The sequence below is a fragment of the Psychrobacter sp. PL15 genome (genome assembly GCF_035984995.1).
GTDB lineage: Bacteria > Pseudomonadota > Gammaproteobacteria > Pseudomonadales > Moraxellaceae > Psychrobacter.
In genome coordinates, this window is the sequence record NZ_JAXCIB010000013.1 from 1 (window position 1) to 12112 (window position 12112).

At 42.8% G+C, this 12112-nt stretch carries 10 protein-coding genes and 1 pseudogene; 5 read left to right on the forward strand and 6 right to left on the reverse strand.

Going from position 1 to position 12112, the window contains the following annotated elements; all coding sequences use genetic code 11:
- Nucleotides 1-214 precede the first annotated feature (214 nt).
- Complete coding sequence (locus RCH20_RS10615) at nucleotides 215-370, forward strand: hypothetical protein (protein WP_327193557.1); 156 nt, start codon at nucleotides 215-217, stop codon at nucleotides 368-370.
- A 439-nt stretch (nucleotides 371-809) separates the two neighbouring features.
- Here the strand turns inward: RCH20_RS10615 and RCH20_RS10620 are convergent, their stop codons facing one another.
- The gene (locus tag RCH20_RS10620; protein WP_327193558.1) at nucleotides 810-1286 is read right to left on the reverse strand and encodes a hypothetical protein; all 477 of its coding nucleotides are present in this window, start codon (nucleotides 1284-1286) and stop codon (nucleotides 810-812) included.
- Nucleotides 1287-1730: 444 nt separating this feature from the next.
- On the opposite strand from RCH20_RS10620, the gene RCH20_RS10625 reads away from it, so the two are divergent.
- Nucleotides 1731-2105, forward strand: coding sequence for a hypothetical protein (locus RCH20_RS10625; protein ID WP_327193559.1), 375 nt, complete (start codon nucleotides 1731-1733; stop codon nucleotides 2103-2105).
- Nucleotides 2106-2248: 143 nt separating this feature from the next.
- On the opposite strand, the gene RCH20_RS10630 is transcribed toward RCH20_RS10625, so the two are convergent.
- Nucleotides 2249-3004: a zinc-dependent peptidase gene (locus RCH20_RS10630; RefSeq protein WP_327193560.1), complete on the reverse strand. Its 756-nt coding sequence runs from the start codon at nucleotides 3002-3004 to the stop codon at nucleotides 2249-2251.
- 220 nt (nucleotides 3005-3224) lie between these two features.
- On the reverse strand, nucleotides 3225-3509 hold the full coding sequence (locus tag RCH20_RS10635) for a hypothetical protein (RefSeq protein ID WP_327193561.1): 285 nt from the start codon (nucleotides 3507-3509) through the stop codon (nucleotides 3225-3227).
- Between the two features lie 422 nt (nucleotides 3510-3931).
- Here RCH20_RS10635 and RCH20_RS10640 point away from each other — a divergent pair.
- The 3 genes and pseudogenes from RCH20_RS10640 to RCH20_RS10650 all read left to right on the forward strand — a co-directional run.
- A pseudogene (locus tag RCH20_RS10640) lies at nucleotides 3932-5506 on the forward strand (circularly permuted type 2 ATP-grasp protein); the annotation flags it as partial.
- Nucleotides 5507-6417: 911 nt separating this feature from the next.
- Nucleotides 6418-7203: a transglutaminase family protein gene (locus RCH20_RS10645; protein ID WP_327193562.1), complete on the forward strand. Its 786-nt coding sequence runs from the start codon at nucleotides 6418-6420 to the stop codon at nucleotides 7201-7203.
- Nucleotides 7204-7282: 79 nt separating this feature from the next.
- Nucleotides 7283-8023: a peptidase gene (locus RCH20_RS10650; protein ID WP_209957382.1), complete on the forward strand. Its 741-nt coding sequence runs from the start codon at nucleotides 7283-7285 to the stop codon at nucleotides 8021-8023.
- On the opposite strand, the gene RCH20_RS10655 is transcribed toward RCH20_RS10650, so the two are convergent.
- The 3 genes from RCH20_RS10655 to RCH20_RS10665 all read right to left on the reverse strand — a co-directional run bounded on the left by RCH20_RS10655 (nucleotide 7991) and on the right by RCH20_RS10665 (nucleotide 11859).
- Nucleotides 7991-8290, reverse strand: a complete 300-nt coding sequence (locus RCH20_RS10655) for a hypothetical protein (RefSeq protein WP_327193563.1) — start codon at nucleotides 8288-8290, stop codon at nucleotides 7991-7993. The genes RCH20_RS10650 and RCH20_RS10655 overlap by 33 nt on opposite strands.
- A 150-nt stretch (nucleotides 8291-8440) precedes the next feature.
- Nucleotides 8441-9685, reverse strand: a complete 1245-nt coding sequence (locus RCH20_RS10660) for a DUF819 family protein (RefSeq protein ID WP_327193564.1) — start codon at nucleotides 9683-9685, stop codon at nucleotides 8441-8443.
- Between the two features lie 494 nt (nucleotides 9686-10179).
- On the reverse strand, nucleotides 10180-11859 hold the full coding sequence (locus RCH20_RS10665) for a DEAD/DEAH box helicase (RefSeq protein ID WP_209957376.1): 1680 nt from the start codon (nucleotides 11857-11859) through the stop codon (nucleotides 10180-10182).
- Nucleotides 11860-12112: the final 253 nt, after the last annotated feature.

The window sequence follows — 12112 nt, forward strand, 5'->3', positions numbered from 1 at the left end:
TTAAATAGCAGACCAAGAAAACGATTGGGATTCAAAACACCAAATCAGGTATTCTATAACATCATTTAGCGTTGCACTTGGTGTGTTAATCTAGGGGGTGATATATGGCGTAAATCGTGAATTACTGTTTTGTTAAGATAATAATAAAGCCAAAATACTTAAAGATTGATGTTTATATAGTAGTTATTGAATATTCATCGAATGGAGACAGGAATTGGATCAACTACGTGCAATACGTTATTTTAGTAAAGCCGTCGGAACAGGGGGTTTTACCAAAGCAGCAAAGGTATTTGATGTGCCATTATTGGATGAGTTTGGTACGTTGTATCCCCAGATTGTTCTATTTGAGCATAAATTAACAATCACTTAGAACTCTGATATGGCGGTTTATTTGATTTATCAAAAACAGCGTTATTCAGTGCCCAAAGTAAAAGCAGCAGGATATTTTTTAGCCGAAAGAATAAAAGCAACCTATGAGCGCTAAAAGACAAAGTCACAAAACAGACTTCATTTAACATAATATACATTATGCGAAAACAAACCAACGGTCTGAGGGGGTTACTAAAAACAATTACTGTCACAAATTCATTGGCTTCTACGCAATGGCCTTTAAGATATAGCTTTTCTAAATTTATTTCACGACTAAATTATTCGTACTGTATTTTTTGAAAACTTCAAAAATACTTATCGCTATGGGCTGTCAAATATAAGAAACCAGTTTCGATTGATTGCTAACAGCTATCTAACTAAAACTGACAGTTACCTTGGCTAATAACTTACTCAGTACTTTACTTAACAGCCACTTTTTATTAACCACAAGCCTCCATTAAATAATCTTTTAATGAATTGCCTTGGTCATCCAAAATAACATCGGTTACTTGGCAATTAGAATTATCACAGGATAACTCATAATATACGTCGCTGCCTTGTGCCAAGCTGACTTTAACCAATCCTTGCTCAGTCACTGAAAACTGCTTATCTTGCTCATAATTAGGATCTTGCGAATCCCATAAAACGTCATAACCGATATGACAGGACATTTGCTCTCTATCGAAGTAATCTCGCTCAAGTTTCATAGCCGCTTGTAGCTCTTGACTGCCGTATTGCTGCAGCACCACAGGATCATCCATTCCTTGATTAATGACATCCTGTTCGTACATTTTTGTGATAGTAGCCTCTTTTATGGCGGAATTTGGCTGCGACGGCTCAGCTATATTTGCTGTGGCGGTACTTATAGCCACCAGTCCCATTATTAGTGTCAGTGTCAGCAATCCCAACTTTTGCATAGTAACCTCTATAGACCCTCAGTTATAGGCTATCAAGATCTAACCTTATGATTAATATTACTTATTGCACCGTGTCTACCTCATAAATTTTCTGCATTATCGTATGAGATCAATTTAAGGGCTAAAAACAATAGTCTACATGGCTCTATTATAAATATTCGTAAATTATTTTTATAATGATATTTAATATAGTTAACTCAACATTTGCTTTTCTATTTCTGCGGTAAGGGCGATCTTATGGCAATGTTATTTCACTAGTAACTAGTAGCTGTTTAGAGTTCCTGCTCGCAGCCACTGGCTGTCAGTCTCTAGCTGAAACTTATTATACCGACTGCTAGAAACAACACTCAGAGTAGCAATCAAAACAACGACCCACCTACTCTAGAAAATACACAGCCAACACAGCAATCGCTTACCCAGCAAGCATTACGTATTCAGCGCACATTGGCTAATAACAACTATGCCAGCATTGTTGATGATATTCATCCGACCCGTGGCGTACGATTTTCGATGTATGCTTATATACGCCCAGAAGTTGATAAGACCTTTAGCTGTGCCCAATTCGTACAATATCTGCAACAGTCAAAAACCCGCTTCACTTGGGGTGACTTGCATGGTACTGACGAGCTATTAATCGTTCCGTTACCAACATACTTAGAGTCTTGGGTTGATGGTGGTAACTATAATGATGCTTATATAACGGTCAATACCTTTGCATCTAGAGGTAATATGATTAATAACGTCAAAGATATCTATCAAAAATCAGATGTCGTTGATTTTTATTATAAAGGCAGTGATGAGTATGTGGGTATAGACTGACGTGGAGTGCTCTTAGCATTTAATAAATATCAAGGTAAGCGTTATCTGATTGCTATACACAACTTTTTTTATTGTGAACTGACTATATATATGTATTTGATATAGGCTGTGCTAACACACCTTATGAAACCTAGATCATAAACTTACGATCTCGGTCTTAATGGATTCTGAATAAAAAACTTGACCATAATATCGTAAATCTCAGGATAAGCATCAACCAACTTTTGAGGAGTCTCAAAGAACACCTCACTAAGAACTGCAAAAAACTCAGCCGGATTGGTAGTGCCATAACGATTCAATCCTGATTTTCGGTGCTTTTGAAAGTCTTCAAAATCTCGCGTCATAATCTCAGTCCATCTAGCAGGATCCATGTCAGGTTGTAGCGGCGGAAAGCCGTTGGCTCGTCCATTTAGCATGTCTAGTTTGTGTACAAACTCGTGAATGACGACATTGTGGCCATCACGCTCGCCTGAATGTTTAGCATCCTTCCATGACAGAATAACAGGGCCTCGAACCCAGGCTTCACCGCTACGATGTTGGTGACCTTCATGGACGATACCGAACTCGTCTACGGTGCTGCTTTCGCTGGTGTATGAACCAGGATAGATGATAATCGATGACCAGCCAACGTACCATTCAAGGCTTAGATTCAAGATAGGTAGACAGGCTTGCAAAGCAATGGATTGTCTTACTTTATCTGTGATTACAAAGCCTTGAGCACCGGTGATCGACTTATCATCCAAAAACAAGGTTGCCAACTCAAACAGCCGGCTCATCTCTTCCTCGTTCAGCCTATCCAGTATCACAATGCGCTTGGCAGCTTGCATCCAGTCGGCATTGGTAAATTCACTGTTGTCCAATACACGCTGCTCGCGCCAGTCTTTTATCATGCTGAACATTGGTCTATTTTTCCTCTAATATTGACGTTTAGATCGCATTTTTTGCTGCTGTTGCAACGCTATACGTAGAGAGCGCCCAGCACACCTATTTTATAATAGGTGTATATTATAATGCTACGTAGGGCGTACCCTACCCAATTGCTTAAAACACATGTCTTAAAATACAATATAATCAGCTATCTAAACAATCTTTATCTCATCAATCTGCTGCATAATCTTATCAGTTAGACTCAGTACAGCGATAATATTCATATAGTGTTTGATATCTTTGAGCAGACTTGATGGTCTGACCACCGTAAACACAAAAATCGCGTAGTAGCTCAACTAAGCGCGCAAATTCACTGTCATAAGATGTGACCACGCCAGCAACTAACTCACCGACGCACACCTCATGAACGCGATCGCCATTGACATAAAATTCGAAGTGCAAGTAGTCGGTGATGATTAGATTGTCTAGTACCGCCTTATAGCGGTCGAATTGCTCTTTATATGGTCTGGCGCGCAAATCTTTGCCCAGGTCTTTGGCTTCTATAAAGCCGATAGGAATGTCTTTTTTGCTGATTAAAAAGTCAGGGTTGCCGCAATCAATGAAAAGTATTCTTATTGTTTGAAGAAGATTAATATTATAACCAAGAAGTCAAAGCTTCCAGCCGAGTGACTGATTTAAATTAATCTAAATGTACCACAGCGTGATGACCCTATTCTACACCTTCACCTACTGCGATTCTTAAAAAGCATCAGCTTACCTTTAACCGCTTATTCTCAGTTTATCAGAACCTATTACCTAAAGCTTGTTGTGAAGGACACTATAGACGATGTATAGTTTATTTCAGACATAGGCTATACATTGGAGGTATTGCCTACCTTATAATAAGGTCAGTCTGATAATTATAATCAATAACTTTACCAAGGATGCGTGAGGTATTTATGAATCAGAAATCAGCCCAGTCTCAAAGTCAGTCCCAGAATCAGACTCAAAATGACAATAAAAATGGTGGCCAAAGCCAAGATCAGGCTCAAGGACAAACTAAACATACAGCCACAGATGCTACCAAGTCCACTGCAAAAGACGCCCCGCAAAAAAATATAAAAAAGCTGCCAAGCTTTGATGAGTTGCAAACCGCCAAAGGTCAATATCGACCCGTGGCTCAAATGGTTGGCAACTGGTTAGACAATATCAATATTGATGCCCTCAACCATCTAAACGAACAAGCAGAAAACATCTTTTACCGCAAAGGTGTCACTTTTACCGTCTATAGCGATGCTAAAAATATCGAGCGTATGATACCGTTTGATATTATTCCACGGATCATTGCTGCTAGCGAATGGCAACTGATAGAAAAGGGTTGTAAGCAGCGAATCACTGCACTAAATGCTTTTCTTCATGACATCTACCATGACCAAGCTATTATGAAAGCTGGTATCGTGCCAGCCAGCTACGTCTATGCCAGCGGCTGCTATGAGCCTTGGATGATGGGCATTGAGCTGGACAAGCCTATCTACTCGCATATTAGCGGTATCGATTTGATTCGTGATGAGACTGGTAGATTCTGTGTATTAGAAGACAATTTACGCACCCCTTCTGGTGTCTCTTACATGCTTGAGAGCCGCAATATATCAGAGACATTATTGTCTGATATGTTTACCCATACCCCTATTTTGGGTATCAGTGATTACCCAACGCGTCTCAAAAAATGCCTCGTCAGCTCAACCAGTAAATATGACCCACAAATTGCAATCTTGACTCCAGGGCGTTTTAACAGTGCTTATTATGAGCATGCCTTTTTAGCACACGAGATGAATGTACCGCTGGTACATGGCTATGACTTGGTGGTTGAAAACAGCAAAGTTTACATGCAAGGCATTCGCGGTAAAGTTCAGGTCGATGTTATTTATCGGCGCATTGATGATCCTTATATTGACCCACTAGCGTTCCAATCCAGTTCTATATTGGGTGTGTCAGGGCTAATGAGTGCTTATCGAGCCGGAAATGTGGTTATCGTCAATGCTCCGGGCACTGGTGTAGCAGATGACAAAAGCCTATATCCATTCGTCCCTGACATGATTAAGTTTTATTTAGATGAAGACCCTATTTTACCTAATATCGAAACTTATCAATGTCGCAAGCCTGATGAGTTGAGCTACGTTCTCGATAACCTAGACAAGCTGGTGGTCAAAGAAACCCAAGGCTCAGGTGGCTACGGGATGTTGATTGGACCCACTTCTACCAAACAAGAAATCAGCGATTATCGTAAGCGTTTACTTGACAATCCATCTGGTTTTATTGCCCAACCGACCATCTCACTCTCCACTAACCCTACCGCTGTCGCTGATGGTATCGCGCCGCGTCACATCGACCTGCGCCCATTCATACTCAGTCATGGTGACGGCTCAGTAGATATTGTGCCTGGCGGCTTAACTCGGGTGGCAATGGTTGAAGGCTCCTTGGTGGTCAACTCCTCCCAAGGTGGCGGTATCAAAGACACCTGGGTCATTGATGACAGTAATTTAGACACTGTTAATTCAAATAATGCCTTGTCAGCGTCTGCCAAAACACCGCCACATAACCACTCATCACTAGAGAATGGTGCCACTGATCACGCCAACTACTATGATCGTGTACAGCCTATAGAGGCTGGGTATGAGCATTTGGGTGATGCCTCGATGATACTGCTATTATCCACCGCCAGTCATCTAATCTGGCTGGGTAGATATAGTGAGCGGCTCTATTATTACGACAGCATACTGAAACAGCTGATCAAAGGCGATCTCAAAAAGTCACAAGTACAGCATCTAATAAGCCGTTTGGGCTTTGAGGCGGATGAAAATGAATCATTAAAAGTGATGAAAGCGCAGATGATGACTGATTTGGAACAAAAAATAATACCCAATGTGGTCCAGTCGATTGAGACCAATGTTCAAGAGGCTAAGGGCGTGATCGGCAAAGACACCGCTGAGCTGTACAACCTAATTAAAAGACTTTCAAGCGCGGGCACTTATCGGGCGGCAACCCTGCAACTTTATGCGTGTAATGCCGCTATGAAACAAGAGCATGCCACGGTTACTTGTTTTTGGCAGTTAGGACGACACTTTGAGCAGTTGGAGCGTGCTGTTTTATTAAATGAGGACTCAATGGCAGCCAGTCTTGAGTTTAAACATTGGATTAATGAGCTACCAGAGAATACACGCTGGCGTGAGCTGACGCGCCTGACCAACCAGATGATCAGATCAAAGCGGTTTAGTGACTTTAAGCTTATAAGCCAAGAGTTTAATATTATATTGCGGCAAGGTGTTTAGCAGAAGATAGATCATAAATGTCCCGTGATGAACACTAGACATTAGAATGTTCGACCAGACAATATAAATAGCTCGGATAGCAGACCAAACAATGGCTACGATAAAAGGATGATATTATGAAACTTCAAATCAGCCACCAAACTAATTACTATTATGATGAGTTGGCGCAGCGCAGCGTACAGTATATTCGTATGACCCCCATGCAACTACCGCACCAAATTATTCATCGGTGGGATGTTATGCTGCCTAAGGTAGCCACCAATCAAAAAGACGGTTTCGGCAACGATTGGCTAACCCTCAGCCGCAACGAGGCGCATAACAACTTACAAATGCAGGCTTCAGGTATCGTTGAGATTAATACCGATACCGAGCGATTAGAGGATATGGACAACGTCCCCTACTTGTTATTCACCGTACAAACTCCCTTGACCAAATGCTCAGAGGCAATGCGTGAATTTGCAGCGCCTTATCTAAAAGACCCCACCCATGACAGCCTAAAAGCGATGGCTAATGCACTTATCATGAAAATGCCTTTTGTTAAAGATGTGACTAATGTGGGTACAACCGCTGCTGAATCTTTTGAGACAAGTGCTGGCGTGTGCCAAGACCATACGCATGTGTTTTTGAGTCTCTTACGAGATCAGCAGATTCCAGCACGCTATGTGTCGGGGTATCTATATGATGATTCCGAAAACCATATGGCCAGTCATGCGTGGGCAGAAGCTTGGTTAGAGGGCTACTGGTATACTTTTGATATCTCCAATCAGGCGTTTCAACCAAACTCGCATGTCTATGTGGCCATTGGACGCGATTATTTGGATACCGCACCGGTACGTGGTGTCAGAATGGGCGGCGGTTATGAAAATCTTTACAGTCAAGTGCTAGTCACACGATTATCATAGGTCCGGATATTCTAGTGCCAGATACTTGAGTATCAGATATGTTGTTGTTTATTAATCTTATCTTCCTTAAGGATACGTTATGACTTATTGTGCGGCTATTCGTCTAAAAGACGGTATGGTCTTTGCTAGTGACACCCGTACTAATGCTGGTGTTGATCACATATCGACATTTAGAAAGCTGTATCAATATGGTATCGAGGGCGAACGCTTTATAGTCTTACAAACTGCCGGTAGCTTGGCCACTTCGCAGGCGGTGTTCACTAAATTACAGAACGATATTGACCAGCGTACAGAGAGCAACCTCAATACCGTATTGACCTTATTTGACGCCGCGCAAATGGTTGGCGAATGTATGCGTGAAAAGATGAACCATGCAAAATCGGTCGCTAATACTGATGTCGACGGCTCCTTTACTAGCTCGTTTATGCTCGGCGGCCAAATAAAAGGCCAACCGCCTGAGCTGTATATGATTTACCCTGAGGGTAACTGTATCAAAGCCACTGAAGATACGCCGTTTTTTCAGTTGGGCGAGAGCAAATATGGCAAGCCTATTCTTGATCGTTCTGTCAACTATAATACTGAGGTCAGGCATGCTGCGCGCGCGTTGATGCTGTCATTTGACTCTACGATTCACTCAAACCTATCAGTAGGTATGCCGATAGATTTTGTGCTTTATCAAAATGACAGTTTAACCCTACCTAATGGCCGCCGTGTCGATGAGCGTGATGAGTACTTTAATACCATTCGTCATCAGTGGTCAGAGGCGCTACGTCGCACTTTGATTGAATTACCCAAGTGCCCTGATGGCTATTGGGAATAGATGACTTTTGAGAGCGAAGTAATGTAGATCATGGCTGCACGCCTTTGCGACAAATGCTTCTTTATCTAGCTCTCCTTCTTTAAACACATTATTCATGTGCTTACCCAGCGTTTTTGCATCACGGTCAAACAACTCAGATAGCTGCTGACGGTTTAGCCAAACACTGTCATTTTCGATATGTACACGGATATCAGACCGCCCATCTGCTAACTTATATATCTCTATTTTCGAGTTTTCAGCAGTTTTATCATTTTCAGTAACTTTCATTTATTCACCCCCTATTTATACAGAGTTGGTATTGACCGACTATTGCTTAGCTCTATAGATAGTACATGACGTTAAGCGCAGTTGACACCGTAGCTATTTCAAGGTTTTGGACGATATTTATAGCGCGTTGCTTGTGCTATTTTATTCAGGTTAAGTCACGACTAAACGCATCAACTGAGTGCTGATATAACCGCCTATCGTGCCCATCGCATAACCTAGAATCCCCAAAAATACCCCAACTGGTGCCAGCGAAGGATGAAAAGCAGTGGCAACAATCGGTGCTGAGGATGCGCCGCCAGTATTGGCATTAGAGCCGACCGCTAAGAAGAAGAAAGGTGCACGAATAATCCTTGCGACTATAAATATAATCACTATATGAATGCTCATCCATACCAAACCAATCAGTAGCAGTCGCCACTGCGATACGATACCCGCCAAATTAATTTGCATACCGATAGCGGCAATCAAAATAAAAATAAATACCGTACCGATTTTGGACGCGCCCACGTGATCCAGACGACGTATCTTAGTAAACGAAAAGCCCACACCTAATAAAGTGACAATCACTACCATCCAAAAGAAGGAGCTGGCAAAGCTATATTGCACTGCCCAATCATAGGGCGCAAAAAGTCCAGCAATCTGTCCGCCGGCAAAATGTGCCAATCCTACCATCGCAAAACACAGCCCAAACATCACCATCAAATCGTTTAAGGTTGCCGGACGTGCATGATCACGCTCATAGCTTTCAACGGCTTTGATGACTTTATCAATGCTGCTGGTATCGGCCTTTAAAAATCGGTCTATTTTATCGCTATGCTTGGCCATGACTAATATTGCCAGCAGCCACAATGACGCATTGGTGGTATCAACCAAAATCATCATGCCGAACAAGTCATCACTGACCCCAAATAGCTCTTTCATGGCCGCTTGGTTGGCAGCCCCGCCTATCCAGCTGCCGGCCACTGCCGAAAACCCGCGCCATAGCGTATCATCAGTAAACATCTCTGGTGATACCCATTTAGCCAACCCCAAACTAATAGGCCCACTAATAACAATCGCGACACTAGCGGCGACAAACATGGCAATGGCCTTCCAGCCTAGGCCTAAAATCTTAGGTACATCCATAGATAAGGTCATAAGCAGCAAACTTGCTGGCAGTAGATAAGTGGCGGTAAAGCCATATATCTGCGAGCCGATACCATCCGCGAACACCCCAAGGCTGTTTAGCGTTGCGGGTATAAAGCAGCACAGTACAATACCCGGCAATACGGCATAAAAACGCCGCCAAAACTTACCAGGTAAGCCTTGAGTATAGAATACCAACCCAATAATGGCCATAATTACGCCAAACGCTACTGGTAGACTATCAATAGCTAAATGAGAAATAACAGGCATCTCATGACTCCAAATCGTTGTAAGTATAATGAATAACTACAGACCTGATATGGTATTGGACTCGTTTATTGAGCCTACTTTGATAAGCGAGCTACTATTCACGTTCAATACCCTACTATAGTTAAAACACCTTAAAAACGCGACGGTACTGCGGGTATCAGCTTTTTGCAGCCTCTGTCTGCGTAGGCACAGCAAGCAAGAAAAACGTATGCCAGCAGTAGGTTATGTATCGATATTACTTTTCATTGACTATACTTGCGCTCAATACCCTACTACCAGTGTTATGTGTGATGCACCTTAATGAAGGGTTGCCAGTATAAACAAGGCCAAAATTACGCGCAAGTAAGGGTTTTAAAAAATTCTGGCATAAATAATGATGCCTTTAAACCTAACAGACACAAAAAAGCCAGATAACAAGTATCTGGCTTTTTTTGTTCATTTTATAAGCTATTTTTTAGTCACTAAACTGATGTTAGTAGCTAAGCAATCGCTTATTATGAATTTTTGTTGCGATTACCGCCAGTTGGACGGCCGCCTTGACTGTTACCTGAACCTGAACCAGTACGACCTTGGCTGCCACTTGGACGACCACGACCGGTTGCAGCGCGTTCACCACGTGGGGCGCTTGCGCCGTCACCACGGCTAGGAGCACGTTTGCCTTGATACGGCTTGCCACCTGAACGCTCATTCGGCTTACCAGATGAGTCACGTGGCTTACCTTGATAACCGCTGTCATTACTGGCGCGTTGACCAGTACCAGTGCTGCTATCGCTTGAACGACCACGGCCTTGACCATTGCCACTAGGCTTGCCAGCATAACCACCCGCTGAACGACCACGGCCTTGACCGTTACCGCCGCCGTTAGAGCGACCACGGCCACGACCGCGTGTGTTGCCTTTATTTTCGCTTGGGACATAAGTCTTTTTAGGCTCCATGCCTTCAATGACACATACTTCCATTTTGCGATCTAAATAACGATTAATAGCGTTTAGCTGTGGACGATCATCCATGCTACATAAGCTGATGGCCACACCAGTACGACCGGCACGACCACAACGACCGATACGATGCACGTAATCTTCAGTTTGGCGTGGCAAGTCATAGTTAATGACATGTGATAGTGCTGGCACGTCAAGACCACGAGCGGCAACGTCAGTAGCGACTAGGATTTTGCATTTACCATTACGTAGGTCTTGGACAATGCGGTTACGTTTGCTTTGTGGCAAATCACCATGTAGGAAGCTGGCTTTATGACCGTCTTCTTGTAGCGATTTAGCAAGCTTTTCAGTGCTACGCTTGGTGGCAGCAAAGATAATGACTTGTTCCACATCTTGTTGGCAAACTACTTTGTCTAAAATTCTGTTTTTATGATCAAAGTCGTCACAGTAATAGACTTTTTCGTCGATATGTGCTGATTCTACCTTGATCGCAACGCGTTCAGGGTTCTTGGTGAAGTTTGCAGCAATCTTGCCAACAGGACCATCCCAAGTTGCAGAACACATGATGGTTTGACGATCGCTAGGCGCAGCTTTTAAGATATCGCTGATGTCATCAGCAAAACCCATGTCTAGCATGCGATCTGCTTCATCAAGTACCAACACTTCTAGTTGTGACAAATCAACACGGCCAGCATTGATATGGTCAAGTAGACGACCAGGAGTCGCTACAATAACTTGCACGCCTTTTTTCAAAGCCGTAATCTGACCATTATATGGTGCGCCGCCAACTAGAGGCACGCAGAACAAACCACGCATGTCTTTAGAATAAGTACGGACACTATCATGTACTTGCTGAGCAAGTTCACGCGTTGGCGTTAGGATAAGGGCTTTGGTATATTTATCGAAGCTAGTGGCACGGCTTAAACGATCGAGCAGTGGAATGACAAAAGCAGCTGTTTTGCCACTACCCGTTTGCGCTGACAATAATAAGTCACGACCGGCTAGAGCAAAAGGAATGGCTTGAGCTTGAATAGGAGTAGGGTTGGTATAACCACTACGCTCAAGTGCGCTAAGAATGGGCTTGGCAATATTAAGATCAGTAAAACTGACTTCATTAGCGTCAGTAGTAGCCGCTTGAGTGTCAGTACTGGTATTTTGAGTGGTATCGGTGTTTTTATTTTCAGTATCTTGAATAATACCGTTTTGTGATGCGATTGTAGATAAGATGTCAGTCATGAGTAGCCTTAGTAGTATAAGCTGCTGTGCATTCAGAAGCTTGTTGCATACCACTGATAACCGTTCACCACGTTACCTAATTATTAACAATTACCAAACTTTAATATAAATAAAAAGTATCGATAATCAGAAGTTCAGCTACCATGAGCGTATCACTTCTATAAAAGGCGTTGCGTGCTGTCTGACGTATTTTGGTGGTAGTGCCGAGTGTCTCATCCTTGTCCGTTATAGGCGATTTATCTGTGCTTTATCT

What these genes read in the sequence shown, in the direction of transcription:
- RCH20_RS10660 (WP_327193564.1), bottom strand. Translation starts at nt 9,685, where the DNA reads ATGCCTGTTATTTCTCATTTAGCTATTGATAGTCTACCAGTAGCGTTT.
- RCH20_RS10650 (WP_209957382.1), top strand. Translation starts at nt 7,283, where the DNA reads ATGACTTATTGTGCGGCTATTCGTCTAAAAGACGGTATGGTCTTTGCT.
- RCH20_RS10620 (WP_327193558.1), bottom strand. Translation starts at nt 1,286, where the DNA reads ATGCAAAAGTTGGGATTGCTGACACTGACACTAATAATGGGACTGGTG.
- RCH20_RS10630 (WP_327193560.1), bottom strand. Translation starts at nt 3,004, where the DNA reads ATGTTCAGCATGATAAAAGACTGGCGCGAGCAGCGTGTATTGGACAAC.
- RCH20_RS10655 (WP_327193563.1), bottom strand. Translation starts at nt 8,290, where the DNA reads ATGAAAGTTACTGAAAATGATAAAACTGCTGAAAACTCGAAAATAGAG.
- RCH20_RS10665 (WP_209957376.1), bottom strand. Translation starts at nt 11,859, where the DNA reads ATGACTGACATCTTATCTACAATCGCATCACAAAACGGTATTATTCAA.
- RCH20_RS10645 (WP_327193562.1), top strand. Translation starts at nt 6,418, where the DNA reads ATGAAACTTCAAATCAGCCACCAAACTAATTACTATTATGATGAGTTG.